Here is a 21,090-nt window from a genome sequence, read left to right on the forward strand (position 1 = left end):
TACAGTTAGGCATAGTAAGACCTTATTTATTAAGCTGAATTTTAAATTAGCGGCTTACGGCAATAATTGGTTTAACTAATATCGATATAAATTTCCCGCCGGGTATCCTGCTGTGTCCTGTACTGAATATAGTACAGTTTTCTGCTTCGCCGGGTTCCGAAAAAAACATAAACCCCGAAGCTATGACGATTAGCCAACGAATAAACCGCTTGCGAACACGGTAAGGGTGGAATGGCACTGGTGCAGGCTGAAATAGCGCCTGTTGTTTCGCTTTTAAACGCTGTTATGGAATGTTAAAAGTGGAGTTGCTTCACTGGGAGGAAGAAGCCGTTTTGAAGTTTTTTATAGGTCGGCAATTTCCACATCTTCCCAGGTCCGCCTTTTATAACTGCGAAACATTACCCAGTTCATCAACAAAGCCGGAATGATGGCTACCCAAACAGCCGTTTCCCATTGCATGAGCATATAATGGCCGAAGCCGATGGCACCGATAAAACCGAGAATTAGCAGTGAAGTTACCATTTTGCCACCACCCTGCTTAACAACCACCGGGTTGGAAAAGGGGAGGCCTTTAACCATGAACAGTGCCATGAGTAAACCGTAAATAAGGCTGACAAGGAACGCGAGGATGAGATCATTGATAGCCTGCGGCCCCCATATCGCTACAATACCGGCGCTCAGTACCAGGCAATAGGGGAAAAAGTATAGCGTAACGATTGCCTTATACATGCCTGAAAGGATCTTGCCCGGTTTATCGACCGGCAGCGCATAATAAACCCAGGCAGACTTATATTTTTCTGACATGGAGATGTGCATCAGCATGGAAGAAAGGATGAATGTACACAGGTAGATCAGAAACACATAGGTATGCCCTACCTGCAGCTTTTCCCAACGATCATTCAGGTTATCTCCTTTTCCGTTCAGGGCAAAATACAGGAAATAGATTGGTACGTAAGCAAACGCCGGATACACCTTCATTTTGAATTCTCTTGTCCGGGCAGCAAGTTTCCAGGTGATCCTGAAACCCGCGTTTTCCACCGGATCGGGAGCAATGATGCCGGAGATTTTTTCGATCAATCCAAAGTTGCCTGTCTTTTTGACGCTGGCAGACACATTGGTGCTTCCGTCGGAGGTAGCAATCATTGCCAAACGCCTGTTAAAGCCGGGTGCCAGCACTTTTGCTACAAGCCATAACCCCAACAGCGGTAGGGTAAAACCAGTTACAGCCAGTAAACCAGTTACATAATTTGCCCTGGCGGTATGCAGCAGCGCCTCGTTCATGGCAGCGATCCAGACGGGCGGGAGCAGATAAGCCCACCAATGGGTTAGTAAATTGATATTCCCTAAAATAGATACATTAATAAGGCGGGGCAGGAGGTAATAAGCCGCGAAGATCATGACCGAAAAGCCGATCTGGAAATAACTGATCACATCTTTGAACTTTTGCGGGCTAACAGAGCGCATAAGCAGCAGGTAAACGATGTTTACCAAAAAGATGCTCAGGAAAGTAGCTTCCAGCAGCTGCAAAAAAAAGATAGGTACTGCCGCTAATCCGTCCAGGAAGCCGACGATCACCAATGCGGGCAAGCCCTGCAACAAGGCCAGTCTTAATACATAAATACTGATGTGGAGGATACGCGATACTGCGATGGTGCGGTCGTTAACCGGCCGGGGAAGCAGGATAAACTGGTCGCGGGTATCTACCAGCACTGTAGTGAAATCCGAAATGAGCGTTAAGGCCATGAGCACCATAAATACCAGGAAGTAATAGGTTTGGCCCACATATGGCATTTGGTTCAGGGTAAGTAACAGCCCGATAAAAAAGCCCATCAAAACCTGGACAAAGCTGATCATCCAGGGCGATTGCTGCCCATTGTTCTTCGCATTCTTTTTTACGGCAAACATTGTCTTGGGGCGGCGGTTATCCATCAAAAGCTTTACGCGCAGAATTTCGTCAAGCTGAAAGATGTCTACGCCCGTACGGGCAAGCACTGGGTAAAATAAAGACACAAACCGTAAAAATAATTTATCCATCGAAAAGAGCGGAAGCAGCAAATTATTCATTGGAGCAGGTTGATGTTTATTCGAAAGCGTTAATAATGGCATCTGTTTCGGTTGTGGAATCCTCCCTGCCAGTCAGTTTTGAAAAAATCCGTTCCAATGTATCGCTATGATTTTGTTTCAGCGACTCGAACGTGCCGTCTGCAATGATCTCTCCTTTATTGATGAGCAGGATCCTGTCTGAAACCTTTTCCACTACATCCATCATATGCGAACAATAAAATATGGTTTTTCCTTCCTGCGATAAGCGCATGATTAGTTCTTTAATCATAATCACTGCGTTGGCATCCAGCCCAGATAGCGGCTCATCCAGGATAATGATTTTCGGATTATGGATTATTCCCGAAATTAGCAACACCTTTTGTTTCATGCCTTTTGAGAAAGTGTCCATCCGGTCGTCGCCGTTTGCATCAAGCCCGAAAGCGGCTAATAGTTTTACTGCCCGGTCATGCAACATTGCTTCTTTCATACCATACAGTTTGCCCACAAAATCGAGGTATTCCATTGGCGTGAGTACATCATAGATCTCGGCATTTTCCGGAACGTAGCCTATCATGCGCTTAATCGCCAGCGGATTCTCTGCCATGCTGATGCCATCTACAGTTACTTGTCCTTCAAAATCAGGGATCAGCCCGGTTAATATCTTAACGGTTGTGGATTTACCAGCCCCGTTCGGGCCGATATAGCCGATTACCTGCCCCGGATAAATATCAAGAGACAGGCCTTTGAGCACTTGTTTTGAGCCGTAAAACTTGGTTAGGTTTTGTATTTGGATAAGTGGATCTTCACGCATAGCGATTTCCTGGTTTGATGCCGTTAAGATATAAAATTTAGTTAAGAACAGGGCAAAACAGTTCCGGCCATTAAGCTGGCAGTATGGGCCGATTAAGTGCCGGATTAGTGGTACATAAAAACGGTAAAGTCTTCCTCACTATAATCCATCCGCAGGCTTGCCCGTTCGCAAAGTGTTTCGCAATAAGACATGATGGTATCGGGATCATAGGCGGCCAACAGGCCATTGGGAATGACGTGCCGGAGCAGGTTAAAACCCAGTCCCATTCTACAGCTTCCGTATAGCCGGGCAATGGCCTTGTAAATAAATTCAGGGTCTTCCTGGCAATAGTTGAGCGAGCCGCTCGCCAGCACATAGTCTGATAAAGGCAAATCATTATGGATAAAATCTCCCTTTAAAAACCGGGCACCCGGCAGGAAGCCGTAACGCCTTTCCGCCTCTTCCAGCAGTTCCGGGATCTGTTCTATACCGGTATACTGTAATCGCTGGCACGTTGTAAACAGGTAGGCTAGCAGGTCCCCGTGGCCGCAACCGGCATCCAGCACCGTGCAGTCATCCATATTGGCTATTTCGCACAGTACTTTGAAGCGGATCAGCTGGCTTTCAGGATCTCTCCAGCCCAGAGCAGCCGTGCTGGTGTTACCATGAAAGGCAATCATGCTGCGGTGGTAGTCAAATATGGCGGAGTTGTCGTTGGCGGGCATAAATCAAAGATAATTATTTGACCAGTGATTACGGGTTTTGGATAAAGTTTAGAAATCATAGACCTTTAATTATGACTATTAAATGAGTTGTGAAGTGTTGAACAATCAATTACTTTAAAATTTATCCTTCATCCCCAGTAAACCCCAGGTCCCGCCACTATGAATAGCCAATATTTTACTGCCTGGTTTAAAATACCCCTTGCCGATTAGATCATACAGTGCATACATCATTTTGCCTGTATACACAGGTTCAATAACTGTCCCGGTGGAGGCTACAAACTTTTTTATAAAGTTAATTAGCTCCTCAGTCGCTTTTCCATAGCCTCCAAAATGGTAGCCGGTATGGATATCAAACTCAACTGGGGTAGTCAAAAATCTGTTGATCTCATCTTTTATAAAGCCTCCATTTTTAAATACAGGTATGGCGTTAAATCGTGTTTTAAATTGATGGTTAGTAAGGCCGTTAATGATACCCGCTGCTGTAGTCCCGGTTCCGCAGGCGCAAAAAATATGGTCGTAACCATCGGTAAGCTCATCAATCAGTTCGCTGCATCCCTGGACTCCTTCTGCGGATGCACCGCCTTCATCAATGAAAAAGGCATCTTCGTTATTTCCAAAATATTTATAAAACAGGGCTGCTTTATCGCGATAGCTATCCCGATCGGTAAATATCAATTGCATACCGTGTAGCTTGCATAAAAACAGGGTATCATTGTTAACCTCTTCGCCCCGCACAATACCGGTAGCCCAAAAACCAAACTTTGCTGCAGCGGCGGCAGTAGCCAGCAGGTGGTTTGAATATGCGCCTCCAAAAGTAACAATGTGATTTTTATGTTGTTCCTGAGCTTTTTTAAGCAGGTATTTTAATTTACGCCATTTATTACCCGATATCATGGGATGTATCAGATCGTCGCGTTTTAAAAAAACTTTTACGCCGTGCTCATCAAATAATGGGTTTGTGATTTGATGTACCGGACTAAAAATCTCCAAATCAATATTCATAAAATAACCTGCCCTTAATGCTATTGCAATATTACGCTTTACCTACCACAAAAAACGATTACTTTTGCCGTCAAATGGCATACGAACCCGAGCTGATAGAGCAGGAAGAACAGGATTTATTTGAACACTTGCGCGTTGTGGTTGATAAAGGTCAATCCCTGCTGCGTATTGATAAGTTTTTGATGCACAGGGTAGAGAATGCATCACGTAACCGCATCCAGAACGCTATTGAACTGGGCAATGTACTGGTGAATGATAAGCCTATTAAAAGCAGCTACCGGGTAAAACCGCTGGATGTTATTTCGGTGGTGTTGCCTCACCCGCCTCGTGATACCGAGGTTTATCCCGAAAATATTCCCATTAATATTGTTTACGAGGATGACGATGTTTTGATAGTGGATAAGGCTGCTGGTATGGTGGTACATCCCGGTTATAATAATTACACCGGTACATTAGTGAATGCACTGGTGTACCATTTTCAGCAGCTGCCTACCTTACCGGGCAATGATGGCAGGCCTGGCTTGGTGCACCGGATTGATAGGGATACATCGGGGTTGCTGCTTATCAGCAAAAACGAACGCTCCATGAACTGGCTGGCCAGGCAGTTTTTTGATCATACTATTACACGTAAGTACATAGCCCTTGTTTGGGGAGATCTTGCTGAGGACGGTACCGTAACCGGTTACATCGGTCGCAGTATTGCGGATAGAAGGGTAATGTCCATTTACGACGATCCCGAAAAAGGAAAATGGTCTGTAACCCATTACAAAGTGTTGGAGCGCATGGGGTACGTTACGCTGATCGAATGTCAGCTGGAAACCGGTCGTACCCACCAGATAAGAGCACATATGCGGCACATTGGTCATCCACTTTTTAGCGATGCCACTTACGGCGGCGATAAAATTTTAAAGGGTACTATGTTTAGCAAGTACAAGCAATTTGTAGATAATTGCTTTGAACTGATGCCCCGCCAGGCCCTGCACGCGCAAACGTTGGGCTTTTTACACCCCACGCTAAAAAAACAGATCCTTTTTGAATCGCCACTACCACCCGATTTTGAAAGCGTATTGCTAAAATGGCGTAAGTATACAGATGCAGATGTGAGATCTTAGACGTTAGATATGAGAAAGAATCCAATCCAACAACAATGAATTTAAACCCTAAGTCAAAATCTCAAATCTGATATCCGAAAATGACACCAGTGCTTATCAATTTTAACGGACAGATACTTCCTCAAAATAGCCAGGTGCTTACTGTGTCCAACCGCGCCTTTAAGTATGGCGATGGCTTATTTGAGAGTATGCGCCTGATGAAGGGACAACTAAAGTTTGCAGACCTGCATGCCGACCGCCTGCAACGTGGTATGAAAGCGCTCAAAATTGATGGCTATTCGCAAATGGATGCCTGGTTTTTAAAAGAAATTGTGGAGGAATTAGCTAAACGGAACAAGGTAAAGCATGGCCGCCTGCGTTTAACCGTTTACCGCGATGCCGAAGGATTATATACACCAACTCAAAATAAAATGGGCTATTGCCTGGAGCTAACTGCATCCGATGAGCCCCGTTATTTTTTGAACGAGAAGGGTTTAATCATGGACGTGTTTACAGAGTTGCCCAAACCATCCAACTATCTATCCAACATCAAAACCTGCAACTCGCTGATTTATGTAATGGCAGGTATTTATAAAACGCAGAATAAGCTGGATGATGTTTTTCTGTTAAACCAAAACGGTTTTTTGTGTGAAGCCAGCAGTTCCAATATATTTATCCACTACCAAAATCATTTGTATACCCCCGCATTAAGCGAAGGCTGTGTAGAGGGAGTAATGAGGCAGGTAGTGATCAAGCTGGCACAGGATAATAATATTAATATCACCGAAGCCCAGATAAATCCTGATATCCTATACGAAGCCGACGAAGTATTTTTAACCAATGCCTCCCGCGGTATCCAAACTGTGATGGGCTTTGGTGTAAGGCGCTATTTTAACAGGGTGAGTAAACAGTTGATGGACGAGCTGAATAAGATATAGGTGAGTGTAATTATTTAATTTGTCATGCTAAACGTAGTGAAGCAATTATACGTTATGCAGCGCCGATGTACCTGGTGTCGAAAAGGTTTTTCGTTCCCAGGGATGAAAAATTAAAAGGAAACTATTCTTCTACAGAAACCGGCGCTTTAATAGCATTTAAAATACCATCCCAAAGCTCAATTCTTGCCTGTAAAGCATCCTGAACAGCAGTTGTAGCTTCTTCCCATTTATTATCATCATCGCCGCAAAGCTCGGCAGTCATTTGGTAGGCTAATTGTGAGTGATGATCGCCGTCAACTTCAATATGGCGTTCAAGGTAGTACAGTAAAATATCAACCTTGCCCGGTAACTGTTGGCTAATCTTTTTTACTATGTTCACAAACATATCCGGTATCAGGTCCTCCCGGCCAAAAGTAAATACTGCTGCCTGCACATGGTTTTTATTGGTGCCAATAACATCAAAAGTATGCTGCATAAAGTTACGCGCAGCCAGGGGGATATCTGCAATAATCAGGGCTTCGTCAATGTGCTTGCCAAAATTTAGTTCATGAAATAAATTATTAATGGCAATTGCCTGGCTGCCTGCTTGCTGCATGGCACGCAGGTACAGCTCAAAATGGCTCGTACGCTCACCCAGCTCATCCACGTCACTTTCCTCGCCGGTGACAATTTCGTTGATAAGGTAGCGGGTATTGGCATTCCCGGTTGGCATCCAGGGGGCAACGGTACAGGTAAGTTTTTGCTGTAACGATTTTAACAACGACATGAAATCCCAAACGGCAAATACGTGGTGATCCATAAAAACGGTAAGCTCATCAAGTGTGTTGATGTTTTTATAAAGTTCGTGTTGTATCAGCTGGTTGCGTAAAGGCTGGATCCGGGTTTTTAAAAGTGCAATGTGGTCGCTGTAATTTGCCATCAGGTAATAAAAATTATGAAGTCGCAAAAATAGCAAACCAGTTTATTAAATAACAGTAGGTTGTGGTTTTTGACTTTGAGTTGATAGGATGTTATATTAAAGGTGATTTAAAGTGGTAACAATTTTTAATATTACTAATCAAATTAATATATCTTTAATTATGAAATCCCCGGCCTTATTACCAATAGTATTTTTTGCTGTTTTTTGTTCGGCATGTAACTTTAACCCAGCAAAGGATACTCCAAAAAACAATACAGAAATACCTGAACCATTAAAGGATGAACAATCAGGTTTTGGCCTCAAAAAGTCTGGCTTAAGAGACGGATCTTTAATGAACGATATTTACAATGATCTTGCTAAAAAAAATCCCGAACTGCGGAATTTGGAGGATCAGCTACAGCATTTTTACGGAGACCTGCCGGATAGCTTAAGGGAATTTAATAACTATGATGCTAAAACCAACAGCTATTATTCTTCGGCAAATGGGTCATTAAGTAGTATAAAGGATACTGTATTAAGGGCCCGGCTTAGTAGGTTACTAGCCGAAAGTAAATCTAAATACCTCGATAAAATTAGCCAATTTTCCAATTTAATCATGCACATCGATAGTAACGAGGTAAAGATTGATGATTATCATGCTGTTTTGAAAATAGCAGCCACACTACCTGTTATTGAAAGATACCAGGACGAAAGCATGCCCAATATAAAGAGTACCGCAAACGCGGCCAATGAAGCCCAACGGTTGAAAGCAAAAACAACTCAGTTGTCTAAAAAATATTTATCTAAAGTCAAAGCAGTTAATTGATACTTACAATTTCATCCCTCTCAAAAAATCATCAATACCCATACGTTTTTTGCCTTCCAGCTGTACATCTTTCAAGCTGATAAAGCCGTCTTTTGCGGCAAACTTCAGGTATGTTTTGCTATCGGTGAGGAAACCACCGGGCTGTACAGTCGGCTGTTCGTTAGGTAAGAACTCCGAAGCATATATTTTTAAAACTTTATCATTCAGGTAGGTGTAAGCGGTTGGAATTGGGCTTAGTCCACGGATCTTGTTGTATATGTTTAACGCTGATTGATCCCAGTCTATCAGGCAATCTTCCTTGAATATTTTAGGGGCATGTCTCAATTCTTCGCCAGTTAACAAGTGCAGCTGCGGGTGTTCATGGTAACGGCCGCTTTCCACAGCTTTTACAGTTTTTACAAGCAAGCCTGCACCCTTATTCATGAGGCGATCATGCAGGTCGCCGGCAGATTCATGACCATTAAGAGTTATTTTTTCGGTAAATAAAACATCGCCGGTATCAATATCATGTTTAAGGAAAAATGTGGTTACGCCGCTTTCTTTTTCACCATTGATGAGTGCCCAGTTTATAGGGGCGGCACCACGGTATTGGGGCAACAAAGAAGCATGCAGGTTTATGGTGCCTTTGGCAGGCATTGTCCAAACCACTTCGGGCAACATACGGAACGCTACTACCACCTGCAGATCGGCATGAAGGGCTTTAAGGTCAGCTAAAAATTCAGGATTTTTTAACTTTTCGGGTTGTAAAACTTTTAACCCGTTGGCCACTGCATATTGCTTCACTGCCGATTCGTTAAGCTTTTGTCCGCGGCCTGCAGGTTTATCAGGCGCGGTAACAACGCCAACAATATCGCAGCCGGCCTTTATCAAAGCATCCAGGGATGTAACGGCAAATTCGGGGGTTCCCATAAATACAATTCTCATGGTATATGCTATTTTATCTGCTTCTTTATTATTGGTACAACAAGTATTTGCTTCGGATGCGTTTAAATTTCTCTAATCCCGGTTGCCAGCTACTACGGATCTCACCTTCGGTTTTACCCTCACTTATTTGCTTTTGCAGTATTGTATTACCTGCCAGCTTTGTAAAATAGGCGTTAAAAAAATGATCTTTATCGGGGAAAGCTTTGTAAAGTTCTATCAGCCAGGAAAGGTTGATGTGCCCGGCTTTCCTGATCTTATCTGTACTATAACTTTTTAAATCAATACCAAAGCATTGCTTATCTTTTTGAGGTGGGTTTTCGCTCATACCCGGAATACTTAAAGGGGTAAATGAATAAGTATAACGCCCTTTTAATAAAGGATGCCCAAGCACCAGAAAGGGGAAATAGGTGCCCCTGCCTAAACTGAAAGTGGTGCCCTCAAACAAACATACACTGGGATAAAGTAAAATGGATTGATCAGTATTTAAATTGGGCGATGGGTAAACCGGTAATTTATAAGTCATATCATGCCTGTAATTGGCCACCTTTATGATTTTTAGTTTGCATTTTACACCATTTTTTAACCAATTTTCGCCGTTGATCATTTTTGCATATTCACCAATGGTCATACCATGACTTATAGGGATGGGGTGCATAGCAACAAAAGCTCTTGGCACCTGGGTAGTATCCAATACGGGGCCATCAATAAGATAACCATTTGGGTTGGGCCTGTCAAGTATCATCAGCTCAATATCGTTTTCGGCACAGGCTTCCATTACATAGTGCAGGGTAGATATATAGGTATAAAACCTTGCTCCAACGTCCTGGATATCAAATACCATCAGGTCGATATTTTTAAGATCATCGGCTGTAGGTTTGTAATGTTTATTGCCGTACAGGGATATTACCGGAAGACCGGTTTTGGCATCTATAGCGTCATTAACTACGGCACCGTTACTGGCATTGCCGCGGAAGCCATGTTCGGGCCCGAAGACTTTTTTGATGCTGATGCCCCGTTTTAACAAACTATCAACACTGGAGGTAAAGGTTTTGCCAATAACTGAAGTTTGATTAACAACCATTCCAATATTTTTTCCCTTAAGATAGTCAATATACTGCGGAATTTGATCGGCGCCGGTAATTATTTCTGTATTAATTTTATTGCTGGCTTTGCCTGTCTTCGGCGGTGTATTGGTATTCGGGCTGCCACAGGCTGCATATACACTAAGGGTAACAATTAAAGCGCTTTGTAAAAAAACAGGAATAATCTTCATAAAATATTGTATTGAAACAATTTAAAAAGTAGCAGGTTTAATAGCAAAACCGCATATTTGCGAAGGTACTAAAAATCATTCTGCATTGAGTTTCGCCTCCTTTATATCAGCCCGTATAACATTCAAGTCAAAGCGCACATTTTCAAAACTGATTGTGCGTATTGCCATTATTGGCATTATGTTGGGTTTAGGGGTGATGATATTATCATTGGCCATTGTAAAAGGATTTAAACGTGAGATTCGCGAAAAAGTTCGGGGTTTTGCCGGGGATATCCGTGTGGTGAAGTTCGACCTAAACAGTTCATACGATAGTTCGCCCATTACTTATGATGATGCTTTTGTAAAACGGGCGCTTAAAAGTCCGCTAATTACGCACGTAATGGCAACAGCCACCAAGCCAGGAATTATTAAAGCCAATAATGAAATTGAAGGGGTTGTACTAAAGGGCGTTGATAAAACTTACGACTTTAGTTACTTTAAAAAGATGATGGTAGCCGGCGATGTGATCGACTTTAAAGATTCTGTTGAAGCCCAAAAGGAGATCATGCTATCGCAGGAAACAGCCAGCCGGCTGAAACTAAAAGTAGGCGATAAACTGCTGATGTATTTTGTTCAGGAACCATTGCGTAAGCGCCAGTTTAAAATAAAAGGCATTTTTAACATCGAGGTTGAGGAAGTAGATAAAACATTTGTTATTGGTGCTTTATCATTAATTAATCGTCTTAACGATTGGAAACCCGGTGAAATAGGGCAGTATGAACTGCGGGTAGCTGATTTTGACCAGGTTGATTATGCAGCTGATAGGCTTAACAATATTTTGCCGGTGAAGCTAAAATCGCATACTGTGATGGAGGATTATCCAACTATATTTGAGTGGCTTAACTTGTTGGATGTTAACTCGGTAGTGATGCTGGTGCTTATGGTTATTGTTGCCGTTATCAATATGATATCTGCCCTGCTTATTATGATATTAGAGCGTACCGCCATGATAGGTATGTTTAAGGCCATGGGGGCAACTAACTGGAATATTCAAAAAGTATTTTTATTTAACGCGACATACCTGATTGGATTGGGATTGTTATTAGGGAATACTCTGGGGTTGGGCCTCGGTTATTTTCAGCAACAAACCCACTTTTTTAAGCTCGATCCGGCATCATATTATATGACCTTTGTGCCCGTACAATTTAGCTTGTCAGATATTTTGCTGCTCAATTTGGGTACGCTGGTGATTTGCCTGCTGGTGCTGATTATACCCTCTATGCTGGTGAGCAAAATTTCGCCGGTAAAAGCGATAAGATTTAAATAGTTGTTAATTAATGCGGTAGCTTACGCCTAAGCGCATTAACCGGCTGTGTGCCGAAAAACTCCCTGCTTCACCCTGATTTGAATTACTTGTGCTAACCAGGCCCGACAAATAATTGGTGAGGCCATATGCGTAACCGGCATTTAAACCAAATTTACCGTAAGTTGCAACTACCCCTAAGTGTAAACGTACATCGGTTGGCGATTTTGATCTTTCATAATCAACAGTGTACACCTTGCCGTTGTTATCTTTAACCTTACCCTTATCCCGGGTTTTTAGCATAAAACCAATATCCATCCCCGGTAAAATATCAAGTTTAACCTTTTTTAATTGCAAACGATAACCAATATAAGGATTAAGGTTGATAGTCTGATTTTGCAGGTTGGTATGCCCTTTTACGGGGAAGCTTGGATCATTATAGGTAATATCAAAAATAACGCCGGTGTAGTAAACAATAGGGGTATATTTATCAATGTCTACCTGGCTTTTTAATACTTCATACCCTGCCCCTAAGCCACAGATAAAGCCGACTTTGCTAACAAATTGTCCTTGTAAATTGCCGCCATAGCTAAACCCGTTTTGTTTTCCGTAGGGATTATTGGTATAGTTCTTCGGATCGCCTGTTGCTGATCCCTGAATAATCTGTGAAGTAGTTGTTGCCGATTTACCCGAAAAGTGAAATAAACCAGAATTAGCCAGTACCGATAATTCAAATTTTTGTGCAAACAATGATGATGAGATAAGTACAAGTCCCACTAAAACAAGTAAATGTTTCTTCATTTTTTAGTTGTTGAAAAGTTTAGTTTTAGGTTTAAACCGCCTGCTCCAAATTTTATCTGTTGCGATCCCAGTCCATCAAGCGGGTATTTTAAAAATGGTTCAATAATCAAACGGTTATGTTTACCCAGTGCGGTACCAATTCCGAAGGATACGTTAAGTGTTTTGGCAAAATAAAAACCGTTAAAACTTTGCTTGCTTGTTTCTTCGGTTGTTTGATTGGTTGAGTTTGCGGATAGTGAGGAATTTGGCAGGCCATAACTTGTTGTATATGCCTCGTTGATAAACGTACCCGAACTTAAGCCAGCCGAAATATAAGCATCACTTTTTTGCGGATTAAACTCATATTTAATGTTTATCGGCACATCAAGCCCTACTAAATTGGCATTGTAGTTTTTAAACACCGGGAAGGCCGAGGCTGGTACAAGATTGTTATCCTGACTTGCAATAGCATATGTTAGCGCCCGGGCTGCGTTAGGATTGGGTGGGGTGGTGCTGTTGTACCTCAGTGTATTTTGAGCCAGTGCCACACCTGTTGAAAGTTTAAAGTTTTTACTCAGCTTTATATCAGATGTAAAGCCTGCCCCGGCGTTTACCTGGTTACTGCTGCCTTTGGCATAGTTGAAAAAGGTTGCCGCATAAACACCAAATTTTACTTTTTTATCATCACCCGGATCTTTAGCTTTTGGAGTCCTGGAATTGTCGGCTGCAAGCATTTTTTCCAGAGCACTGGTTGATGAAGGTTTAACGCGGGGTGGTTGTTGATTAGCATTATTTGATTTCAGCTCCGGAGTTGTGTTTACCCCCGGGGTAACCGGAGGAGCAACTGCATATTGCGGATCATTTGCTGGTATGATTGTTTTAACACTATCTGGCCTTTTTTCGGGTAGCGTTGGGTTAACAGTTTGTTTATTATTTACAGGTTGTTGAGCTATAAGCGCGTTATTGTTGTTTGAAATGCTGTTTGTAATTCCCAAAGGCTGGTTGGTAACGGGAGCATTTACAGTAGCTTTTTTTGATAAATTGGTATTAACAGTGGTGTTTGGCGTTGCTGCGGTTGCAAATGCCGTGCTATGAGCTATTGGTTTTTTTTGTGATGGATGGTAGTTTTTGACAATGCTGTTTTGAGTTGATATAGAGGTATCAACAAGATTGTTTTTTGTTGCAGGATGAGTATTTGCTGCTAATTGAGCAAGGGTATCAATCGGCGTTTTCTTTTGTTGCTGGTGATGTTTTATGGGTTGCACTGCTATTGTATTGGCGGGTTGTTTTTTGCCCAGCATCCACACACCTATACTTAAAAACAACAATAAACCTGCTGCAGCACCTGCCCACCATAGCCATACCCCAAGGCGCTTCTCCTCCTTCACAGGGAATTTTTCCCTGAGTAGCAGCCAGCCTTCATCAGCCGAGGTGTCTTCATAGTTATCAAACACCTCCCTGATACGGTCTCTTAAGTCGTTATCCAACTGATCATCCATGGTTTTGTGCTTCTTGCCTTAGTATTTTTCTTAATCGTTCTTTCGCCCGGCTCAAATAAACGCGCGACGAGCTTGCCGGGATAGCTAACATATTTCCAATTTCATCATGATTATAACCATCTATTTCATACATGTTGAATATTGTGAGCTGTATGGCAGGCAACTCATTCATCAACTTTAATATATCCTGTGCGTTCAAATTATCAACCGTACTTACATTGCTGCTAATAGGCGCGGCATTATCCAGCTCAATATTTAACTGGAATTTAAGATCCTTGCGGCGTCGATCTATTGCGGTGTTTACTACAATTGTGCGTAACCAGGCTTTAAAGGGCTTATCGGTATTGTAATTATGCATTGCATTAAACACTTTTATAAAAGCGTCATTTACAGCCTCTAATGCATCGTCGCGGTTAAGGCTGTAGCGCAAGCTTATACCCATAGCATAGCCATAGAACTGCTTATATAGCATTTCCTGGTATTTAAGGCTGCCTTTTTTGCATTGGCTGATAATCTCTTCTTCAGTAATGCGTATGGGTGGATGCATTAAGTGTGTTTAATTCCGCTTAAATATTGTGTTGGTTTATACGTCTTTACGTAGCAAATAGCATTATTGATACAAACAAAAAAGATTTTTTTCATTCGTACTAATAGCTGCTCTAATTATTATTGCTAACTATTAAAATTAACTAAAGATTGATAATATTCAAAAAGCCGCCGCTAAAAATACAGCGACGGCAGTTTCAGTTAAAAACAATAATTAATTTGCAGTTTTTTTAAGGTCGTACCGGCCTATAGTATCCGGGTTGCTTGATGAGCTTGAACGGAGCATTTTGAAAGTGGTACCATCATAAACGTACTGGTAAACACCCACTAAATGGTTTTTGGTGCGTGGTGCAGATGCTTTAAAAGTACTATCATTAAACTGGATATAATAACCATCAAAGGCAAATGTTCCGTGGCTGCCTGCATGTTTTACTGTAGTATCAGCTATTACAGCAAAATGGAATGACGCGTTCATTTTTAATATGATGGAATCTTTCAAAGTATCATATTTACCGGTGGTTGAGTTTTTGGTTAATAATCTAAATTGACCATTAAAAGTTCCGGTTGGGGTAGGGATTACAATAGGATCAGATTTTGGCGAACAAGCCACACCTAACGTTAACAGCAGCGGTAGCAGGTAAAATAAATTTCGTTTCATAATATTTTTCATTTAAAGCCATTACGTGAATAATTATTAAAACGCTACACTAAACACAATGTTTTTACAGCTTTTTTGCTTCGTTCCAAAAAATGTCCATTTCGGCAAGGCTCATATCCTGCAGTTGTTTGCCGTGCTCTTTAGCCTTAAGCTCCAGGTACTGAAAACGTTTAATGAACTTTTTATTGGTTTTCTCCAGCGCGTTCTCCGGGTTTATATTGATAAAGCGTGCATAATTAATGAGTGAAAACAGCAGGTCGCCAAATTCGCCTTCGGCCTTTTCATGGTCGATGGTGGTTTCGTCTTCCGCGTTAAATTCATTTTTAAACTCCTGCATTTCTTCTTCTACCTTGGCCCAAACCTGGTTTTTCTCTTCCCAGTCGAAACCTACGCCCCGTGCTTTTTCCTGTATGCGCGATGCTTTTACCAATGCAGGTAACGACGATGGCACACCACCCAGTACAGATTTGTTGCCCTCTTTAAGCTTAATCTGCTCCCAGTTGCGTTTTACATCTTCTTCGCTTTGTACCTCAACATCGCCGTAAATATGCGGGTGGCGATTGATCAGTTTATCGCATACGCCGTTTAATACATCAGTAATGGTAAAGTCACTGGTTTCGGAAGCTATTTTGGAATAAAAAACCAGGTGCAGCATAATATCTCCAAGCTCTTTTTTTATCTCCTGCATATCATCGCCCAAAATAGCATCACTCAGTTCATAGGTTTCCTCAATGGTGAGGTGCCGCAGGCTTTCAAGGGTTTGCTTTTTGTCCCATGGGCAATTGGCCCTAAGGTCGTCCATAATAATAAGCAGGCGTTGAAATGCGATGGTTGAAGTAGGGGCGGTTTCCGGAGCTTTTAAAGGCATATTTTTATAGCGGTGTATGAATAAGCAAATGTATGATAACATCTTTAATGCAAACTTATCACACTATTAATTTAAAGCTAATATTAATTAACTTTACTTGTAAAATCTAATATCCAAATCCTATGATGAAAAAAATTTACCCGGCTATTGTTTTTTTATTAACGCTTGTTAATTTATGCAATGCACAGCAATTAATGAAAACAACCGAGCAAAACAGCTCATTTGAACAGCCCCAGCCGTTTTTGTATACCATTAATACATTAAATCCTGCGGGCAGAAACTGGAGCGTAAATTATTCTGGCGGGTATGGCGAACACACCGTTACCCCTATAGGGTTTGATGGCGTAGATCAAAATATTTCTGTTAAGGGATATTTGGGCAATAAATTTACTTTTTTGGCAACCTTAGGTACCGGTTTTAGTAACAACGGTGGCGTACATACTTTGCAACAGGCCGAGTTATTAAGGGATTTTATCGGCGGCAATCAGCCCATGGGGTTTAGAATTGGTGGAGGCTTAGGTTTCAGGCATGAGTTTAACAATGATAATGTTGCATTTAGCCGCATAACAGCTGCCTATGATGTTACCTCGTGGAAGGTAGGAGCAAATGTACGGTTAGAAAAGGCTTTTGATGCCAGGCGCGACGGGCTTGATATTATTACCAGTATAGGGTTGCACCGCCATATCAGCGGCCAGTTTTATGGCGGTTTGGAGGCTGTAGGGCAGGATTTGGAAGGATTTTGGGAAACCGATGAGGCAGAAGGTGGCGCACGGTTATTGGTGGGGCCGTCTGTAAATTATGCGCCATCAGGGTCGCGCTTTGCGTTTACGCTTTGTGGCGGACCCATTATATATGCTACCCGAAGCAGCAACACGCAGGGCCAGTTTGCAGCCTATCGTGAACTGCCTGCTAATAATGGCTTTACATTAAAATTTAATGTGGGTTTCAGGTTTATGTAAACAGTTACCGCACTTAAACACCGAATTTAACTGCCCTGAGCATTTCCCGCTTTCCGGCTGCGCCCGGGGCTTTTTCTATTTTTAAACCAAGGGCTTTCAACATTCGTTTCAGGTTGCCGGTTATGGCGTAGGTAACAAATACACCACCTGGTTTTAAAAAGCTTATTACATGATTAATGGCGGTTTCTTCCCACATTTCCGGTTGGCGCGAAGCGGCAAAGGCATCAAAATAAATGATGTCGTATTGCTCATCTGTCTTAAAATCCAGCAGTTTTGCTTTGGCGATTTCCAGTCGGCAATGATTGATGGGGTTGACTTTGGTAAGTAAGGCTTCGGGGTAATGCTCCAGGTAGGGTTGCCATAATTGCGGCGAAACATATTCGTTGTACCCGGTTTGGGCCATCATTTCGGGTGTTAAGGGATAGGCCTCGATACCGGTATAATTAAGCTGGATTGCTTTAGCTATGCACTCATCAGCACTCAATAAAAAGTTTAAACCGGTGCCAAAGCCAACCTCCAGTATGCTTACCTCATTTATATTATTGTTCTGCAGAAAATAACGCAGCCCGGAGTTAACAAACACATGCCGGCTCTCCTGCAAAGCCCCGTTACGGGAGTGGTAAAGCTCGCTAACCTCGGCATTGTAAATAGTTTTTGAACCATCGGCAGTGGTAACTATGCTCAGGTTGCTCATTTAGCCCCTTCTAAATCTTCTCCGGCGGGCGAAGTTTTTAAAGCCGCTCCGTCAACTGGCGGGGAGGGGTGGGTAGCACTTAAATAGTCGGCTATTACCTCGCCCAAGTCATATACAGGTACATTATTTATTTCCCCTGCTACAATGCTGGTTGCGGCTGCCGACCGGTATCCGGCCGCACAGTGAATTACAATAGGTTTATCAGTTGGTATCTCGCCAATGCGTTCCCTTAATTCGGGTAGGGGGATGTTAATAGCTGTTTTAAAGGCTTTGCCTTCATTTACCTCACCCCGGTTACGTACATCTACATTTGTGTAGTTTTCGGGGTTAGCCTTAAAGTCCTCTAAATACAGATCAGGCAGTTTTTCGGTAGCGTTTTTGGGCGATTGAAGGGTTGCGATGATATTGTTTTCATACCCTATCTTAGCCGCTTTTTTAATTAGCATATTGGTAGTAGTCTCATCCTCTGCTACCAGGTAAAACTTTTCATCGGGCCGAAGGATGGAGCCTAACCAGGTTTCAAATTTATCGCCATCCTGCAGGTTGATCGCCCCTTTGAGGTGACCGGCCCTGAATGCTTTTTTGGGGCGGCTGTCAATAATGGTTATGCCTTCCTGTAGCTGAATGTCTGTATCGATCCTGGCGACGCTCTCCACACTTAGTTGAAAATCAGGAGCCCCGTTTTTATTAAGCTCCACATCGTATTCAAAATACTTTGGCACAAATGGCTGCTCTGTAGTAATGGTTTTAACAAAGGTAAGCTCGTCCATCAGTTGCAGTGCATAGTTTTCCAGCAGCTCGCGGCCGATGGTGCTTTCAAGATCCGGACTCATGTTTTTGCCGCACAATGAACCAGGGCCGTGCGCCGGGTATACTATTACGCCTTTAGGCAGGTTCATGAGTTTATTGCGGGTACTGTGGTACATTTGTTTGGCCAGTTCTTCTTTTTTGGCGGTGATATTGCCTGCATTCTCGCGTAAATCGGGGCGGCCAACATCGCCAACAAACAGGGTATCGCCTGTGAAAACTGCTATTTCCCTGCCCTCCTCATCTTCCAGCAAAATACATATAGAATCGGGTGAGTGACCGGGGGTGTTAATAGCCGTTAACTTAACATCATTAAGCTCGATAACATCGCCATCATCAAAAGTTTCGTGTGGGTAGGTAGCGCCGGTTAGTTTGCTGCAATAAATTACGGCGTTGGTAGCTTTATGAATTTCGAGGTGCGAGCTCACAAAATCGGCATGGGGGTGTGTTTCAATAACGCCCACAATGTCAGCATCGTTCCGGGCCGCGAAATCATAATAGGGCTGCGGGTTACGGGCCGGATCAATAACGATCATTTTACCTATACGGATCACGGCGTAAGATGCATGCGCCAACCCTTTATCGTAGAATTGCTGGATAATCATATTCGGAACAAAGATAGGTGTTTGGGGGAGATGTTGTAAGGTTGAAATGTTTGAAGGTTGTAAAGTTTGGGTGTTCCGTCCGCAACGGAGAGTTGTGAACAAAAAAAATGCGAAACATGATGGTTTTATTGATTAGTTTATTGATTTATAGTAAGTTATGCTGTTTTGTTTTTTATTTTTGTACGACACAACTTGTCGTACATCGCATTTGGTTTTGTGGTTGGAACACCTTTGCATGGAACGGTGCGCCTTTTTTAACCAGGAACTGCTGAAGAAAAATTTAGAAATATATCAGAAAAATCGATAAAAAACTTACCATGTTAATTAAAGTAATAACAATATATTGCAAAATAAAGCTAAGCTTATTACAAGTTAATGGAAAGTATATTTAACCCATGTCGGCCCTAACGCCCGTCATCCGCCAGGAAATATTGATCTCGTTTTTTCAGCAAAGGCGGGGTGGTGTTACCCTGAAACAAATTGCCAACCATATGGCTGCCAAAATGGGGATTGATGGCAATCAATATATAGCGCGTAATTTTCAGCGGGATAAAAGCGCGATACTGAAAAATTACAACGTAGAGATTGGCTACATTAAAGCCAGTAACACCTATGGTATCATCAATTCACCTGCCGGGACCGGGGCACACTCCATAGCAGCTTTTGATTTGCTCAACGCGGTTTTGCAGGAGGAGAATTTTGCTGGCCATGTGCTTGTTGATCATCGCAAGGCAATCGGGTTAGCCCATTTGAGGCCCTTGTTAAAAGCTATTGAAAACAAGGTGCGGGTAAGGTTTGATTACCAGGAGCACGACGGGGTGGAAATAACCAAACGCAAGGCTGAGCCTTATGCCCTTAAAGAGTTTAAAGGCTATTGGTACCTGCTGGCTATGGATCTGGTCGACCTGGAGATGAAAACCTTCGGGCTCGATAAGATGGGCGCTGTTGATATTACCAGGAAGAAGTTTGAACACCTGGAATTGCATGATCCGCAGGAAATGTTTAAAAACTGTTTCGGCATTACATCACCTTATAAAGGGCAGCAGGCAGAAGAAGTGGTACTGGAGCTTACGCCCCGGCTGTATAATTATGTTAAAAGTTATCCGCTGCATGATAGTCAGCACGATTTGGATGAGATAGGGCCGGATGGGCAACGCCTGGTAGCATTAAACATTTGCCTTAATTACGACCTTGAAACGGAAATTCTGGGATATGGCGACCAGGCAAGGGTAGTATCCCCGGAGCATTTTAAAAAACGGATACAGGAGCGGTTGAAACAGGCTTTGGGGAATTATTAAATAGGGGGGCTCTGCGCGATAGGCGCAGAGAAAACGCTTTGGGGATTTATAATATGCACCTGTTCAGCAAGTTAAGCTCCGCCGGAGCATGGTAAAACCATGCTTAAAGTACAAGATACCGGGGTTTAATTCGCTACCAAATCTGAAGATAAATTGTGGAGATAATAAAGGGCAAGATTTTTTATTACTCAGCCATGACTTGTTTGGTTTTACACAAACATTCGCTTAAACGCTGGCCACGACTCACCCCGGCTACGCTTCGCTGGCCGACCCTCTCTCCGGCTGTGCCGCAAAGAGGGTGAAGCTCAATTTTTGTTGTATTGCCCCTCTATGCGACGCAGTCGGAGAGAGATTCTGTGTTAATTATCAAATAATTTTTAATTTTGTTTTATTAAGGCGGCTTTATGCCAGCCTGTTTAGGGCAGTTCATCGTTGATGGCTGCCCTAACCCATTTATGTGGCCTGAGCATTTTGAACAGATTGATGTACGTGGTTTTCATTGTAAGGCTTATTCGTGGTCCACAAAGTATAGATCAATTCTAATAGTCTTCTTTGAACAGCTACGGCCGCTTTCATTTTAATTC

At 42.6% G+C, this 21,090-nt stretch carries 20 protein-coding genes; 6 read left to right on the top strand and 14 right to left on the bottom strand.

From position 1 onward, the window contains the following. Positions 1–342: 342 nt before the first annotated feature. The 4 genes from AC1DQW_RS16955 to AC1DQW_RS16970 form a co-directional block, all read right to left on the bottom strand. The gene (locus tag AC1DQW_RS16955; RefSeq protein WP_477455169.1) at positions 343–2,064 is read right to left on the bottom strand and encodes a hypothetical protein; all 1,722 of its coding nucleotides are present in this window, start codon (positions 2,062–2,064) and stop codon (positions 343–345) included. 16 nt (positions 2,065–2,080) lie between these two features. Then, positions 2,081–2,854, bottom strand: coding sequence for an ABC transporter ATP-binding protein (locus tag AC1DQW_RS16960; RefSeq protein ID WP_477455170.1), 774 nt, complete (start codon positions 2,852–2,854; stop codon positions 2,081–2,083). A 104-nt stretch (positions 2,855–2,958) separates the two neighbouring features. Then, a complete protein-coding gene (locus tag AC1DQW_RS16965; RefSeq protein ID WP_477455171.1) occupies positions 2,959–3,558 on the bottom strand; it encodes a class I SAM-dependent methyltransferase in 600 nt (199 codons plus the stop codon). 114 nt (positions 3,559–3,672) lie between these two features. Continuing rightward, positions 3,673–4,560 (bottom strand): 1-aminocyclopropane-1-carboxylate deaminase/D-cysteine desulfhydrase, encoded by an 888-nt coding sequence (locus AC1DQW_RS16970; protein WP_477455172.1) that lies wholly within the window; start codon positions 4,558–4,560, stop codon positions 3,673–3,675. A gap of 74 nt (positions 4,561–4,634) precedes the next feature. Between AC1DQW_RS16970 and AC1DQW_RS16975 the strand changes: the two genes are divergently transcribed. Together AC1DQW_RS16975 and AC1DQW_RS16980 are read left to right on the top strand one after the other, a co-directional pair. Beyond that, on the top strand, positions 4,635–5,672 hold the full coding sequence (locus AC1DQW_RS16975; RefSeq protein ID WP_477455173.1) for an RluA family pseudouridine synthase: 1,038 nt from the start codon (positions 4,635–4,637) through the stop codon (positions 5,670–5,672). 80 nt (positions 5,673–5,752) lie between these two features. Further along, the gene (locus tag AC1DQW_RS16980; protein WP_477455174.1) at positions 5,753–6,589 is read left to right on the top strand and encodes an aminotransferase class IV; all 837 of its coding nucleotides are present in this window, start codon (positions 5,753–5,755) and stop codon (positions 6,587–6,589) included. Between the two features lie 121 nt (positions 6,590–6,710). On the opposite strand, the gene AC1DQW_RS16985 is transcribed toward AC1DQW_RS16980, so the two are convergent. Continuing rightward, a complete protein-coding gene (locus AC1DQW_RS16985) occupies positions 6,711–7,508 on the bottom strand; it encodes a DUF3050 domain-containing protein (protein WP_477455175.1) in 798 nt (265 codons plus the stop codon). A 160-nt stretch (positions 7,509–7,668) separates the two neighbouring features. On the opposite strand from AC1DQW_RS16985, the gene AC1DQW_RS16990 reads away from it, so the two are divergent. Then, the gene (locus tag AC1DQW_RS16990) at positions 7,669–8,313 is read left to right on the top strand and encodes a hypothetical protein (protein WP_477455176.1); all 645 of its coding nucleotides are present in this window, start codon (positions 7,669–7,671) and stop codon (positions 8,311–8,313) included. Positions 8,314–8,316: 3 nt separating this feature from the next. Here the strand turns inward: AC1DQW_RS16990 and fmt are convergent, their stop codons facing one another. Then, positions 8,317–9,237 (bottom strand): methionyl-tRNA formyltransferase, encoded by a 921-nt coding sequence (gene fmt / locus AC1DQW_RS16995; protein WP_477455177.1) that lies wholly within the window; start codon positions 9,235–9,237, stop codon positions 8,317–8,319. 28 nt (positions 9,238–9,265) lie between these two features. Next, positions 9,266–10,510, bottom strand: a complete 1,245-nt coding sequence (locus tag AC1DQW_RS17000; RefSeq protein WP_477455178.1) for an exo-beta-N-acetylmuramidase NamZ family protein — start codon at positions 10,508–10,510, stop codon at positions 9,266–9,268. A gap of 85 nt (positions 10,511–10,595) precedes the next feature. Here AC1DQW_RS17000 and AC1DQW_RS17005 point away from each other — a divergent pair, with 85 nt between their 5' ends. Further along, on the top strand, positions 10,596–11,816 hold the full coding sequence (locus AC1DQW_RS17005; RefSeq protein ID WP_477455179.1) for an ABC transporter permease: 1,221 nt from the start codon (positions 10,596–10,598) through the stop codon (positions 11,814–11,816). 3 nt (positions 11,817–11,819) lie between these two features. On the opposite strand, the gene AC1DQW_RS17010 is transcribed toward AC1DQW_RS17005, so the two are convergent. The 5 genes from AC1DQW_RS17010 to mazG form a co-directional block, all read right to left on the bottom strand. Continuing rightward, positions 11,820–12,593, bottom strand: a complete 774-nt coding sequence (locus AC1DQW_RS17010; RefSeq protein WP_477455180.1) for a hypothetical protein — start codon at positions 12,591–12,593, stop codon at positions 11,820–11,822. Next, a complete protein-coding gene (locus AC1DQW_RS17015) occupies positions 12,590–14,071 on the bottom strand; it encodes a hypothetical protein (protein ID WP_477455181.1) in 1,482 nt (493 codons plus the stop codon). The genes AC1DQW_RS17010 and AC1DQW_RS17015 overlap by 4 nt, the downstream gene beginning before the upstream one ends. After that, complete coding sequence (locus tag AC1DQW_RS17020) at positions 14,064–14,618, bottom strand: RNA polymerase sigma factor (RefSeq protein ID WP_477455182.1); 555 nt, start codon at positions 14,616–14,618, stop codon at positions 14,064–14,066. The genes AC1DQW_RS17015 and AC1DQW_RS17020 overlap by 8 nt, the downstream gene beginning before the upstream one ends. A 213-nt stretch (positions 14,619–14,831) precedes the next feature. Continuing rightward, on the bottom strand, positions 14,832–15,275 hold the full coding sequence (locus AC1DQW_RS17025; RefSeq protein WP_477455183.1) for a hypothetical protein: 444 nt from the start codon (positions 15,273–15,275) through the stop codon (positions 14,832–14,834). Positions 15,276–15,339: 64 nt separating this feature from the next. Further along, positions 15,340–16,143 (bottom strand): nucleoside triphosphate pyrophosphohydrolase, encoded by an 804-nt coding sequence (gene mazG / locus AC1DQW_RS17030; RefSeq protein ID WP_477455184.1) that lies wholly within the window; start codon positions 16,141–16,143, stop codon positions 15,340–15,342. 122 nt (positions 16,144–16,265) lie between these two features. Here mazG and AC1DQW_RS17035 point away from each other — a divergent pair, with 122 nt between their 5' ends. After that, entirely contained in the window at positions 16,266–17,102 is an 837-nt protein-coding gene (locus tag AC1DQW_RS17035; protein WP_477455185.1) for a hypothetical protein, read from the top strand. A 13-nt stretch (positions 17,103–17,115) separates the two neighbouring features. On the opposite strand, the gene mnmC2 is transcribed toward AC1DQW_RS17035, so the two are convergent. Both mnmC2 and AC1DQW_RS17045 read right to left on the bottom strand, forming a co-directional pair. After that, the gene (mnmC2, locus tag AC1DQW_RS17040; protein ID WP_477455186.1) at positions 17,116–17,796 is read right to left on the bottom strand and encodes a tRNA (5-methylaminomethyl-2-thiouridine)(34)-methyltransferase MnmC2; all 681 of its coding nucleotides are present in this window, start codon (positions 17,794–17,796) and stop codon (positions 17,116–17,118) included. Next, positions 17,793–19,208, bottom strand: coding sequence for a rhodanese-like domain-containing protein (locus AC1DQW_RS17045; protein ID WP_477455187.1), 1,416 nt, complete (start codon positions 19,206–19,208; stop codon positions 17,793–17,795). The genes mnmC2 and AC1DQW_RS17045 overlap by 4 nt, the downstream gene beginning before the upstream one ends. 395 nt (positions 19,209–19,603) lie before the next feature. Between AC1DQW_RS17045 and AC1DQW_RS17050 the strand changes: the two genes are divergently transcribed. Beyond that, positions 19,604–20,506 carry a helix-turn-helix transcriptional regulator gene (locus AC1DQW_RS17050; protein WP_477455188.1) on the top strand — a complete coding sequence of 301 codons (903 nt, stop codon included), beginning with the start codon at positions 19,604–19,606 and terminating at the stop codon, positions 20,504–20,506. The last annotated feature ends 584 nt before the right edge of the window (positions 20,507–21,090 follow it).

The organism is Mucilaginibacter sp. P5_A4, assembly GCF_056400605.1.

Coding starts and splice junctions, on each gene's coding strand:
- AC1DQW_RS17045 (WP_477455187.1), bottom strand. CDS start 19,208: ATGATTATCCAGCAATTCTACGATAAAGGGTTGGCGCATGCATCTTAC.
- AC1DQW_RS17000 (WP_477455178.1), bottom strand. CDS start 10,510: ATGAAGATTATTCCTGTTTTTTTACAAAGCGCTTTAATTGTTACCCTT.
- AC1DQW_RS16975 (WP_477455173.1), top strand. CDS start 4,635: ATGGCATACGAACCCGAGCTGATAGAGCAGGAAGAACAGGATTTATTT.
- mazG (WP_477455184.1), bottom strand. CDS start 16,143: ATGCCTTTAAAAGCTCCGGAAACCGCCCCTACTTCAACCATCGCATTT.
- AC1DQW_RS16985 (WP_477455175.1), bottom strand. CDS start 7,508: ATGGCAAATTACAGCGACCACATTGCACTTTTAAAAACCCGGATCCAG.
- AC1DQW_RS16960 (WP_477455170.1), bottom strand. CDS start 2,854: ATGCGTGAAGATCCACTTATCCAAATACAAAACCTAACCAAGTTTTAC.
- AC1DQW_RS16990 (WP_477455176.1), top strand. CDS start 7,669: ATGAAATCCCCGGCCTTATTACCAATAGTATTTTTTGCTGTTTTTTGT.
- AC1DQW_RS17015 (WP_477455181.1), bottom strand. CDS start 14,071: ATGGATGATCAGTTGGATAACGACTTAAGAGACCGTATCAGGGAGGTG.
- AC1DQW_RS16980 (WP_477455174.1), top strand. CDS start 5,753: ATGACACCAGTGCTTATCAATTTTAACGGACAGATACTTCCTCAAAAT.
- mnmC2 (WP_477455186.1), bottom strand. CDS start 17,796: ATGAGCAACCTGAGCATAGTTACCACTGCCGATGGTTCAAAAACTATT.
- AC1DQW_RS17020 (WP_477455182.1), bottom strand. CDS start 14,618: ATGCATCCACCCATACGCATTACTGAAGAAGAGATTATCAGCCAATGC.
- AC1DQW_RS17050 (WP_477455188.1), top strand. CDS start 19,604: ATGTCGGCCCTAACGCCCGTCATCCGCCAGGAAATATTGATCTCGTTT.
- AC1DQW_RS17035 (WP_477455185.1), top strand. CDS start 16,266: ATGATGAAAAAAATTTACCCGGCTATTGTTTTTTTATTAACGCTTGTT.
- fmt (WP_477455177.1), bottom strand. CDS start 9,237: ATGAGAATTGTATTTATGGGAACCCCCGAATTTGCCGTTACATCCCTG.
- AC1DQW_RS16965 (WP_477455171.1), bottom strand. CDS start 3,558: ATGCCCGCCAACGACAACTCCGCCATATTTGACTACCACCGCAGCATG.
- AC1DQW_RS16955 (WP_477455169.1), bottom strand. CDS start 2,064: ATGAATAATTTGCTGCTTCCGCTCTTTTCGATGGATAAATTATTTTTA.
- AC1DQW_RS17025 (WP_477455183.1), bottom strand. CDS start 15,275: ATGAAACGAAATTTATTTTACCTGCTACCGCTGCTGTTAACGTTAGGT.
- AC1DQW_RS16970 (WP_477455172.1), bottom strand. CDS start 4,560: ATGAATATTGATTTGGAGATTTTTAGTCCGGTACATCAAATCACAAAC.
- AC1DQW_RS17010 (WP_477455180.1), bottom strand. CDS start 12,593: ATGAAGAAACATTTACTTGTTTTAGTGGGACTTGTACTTATCTCATCA.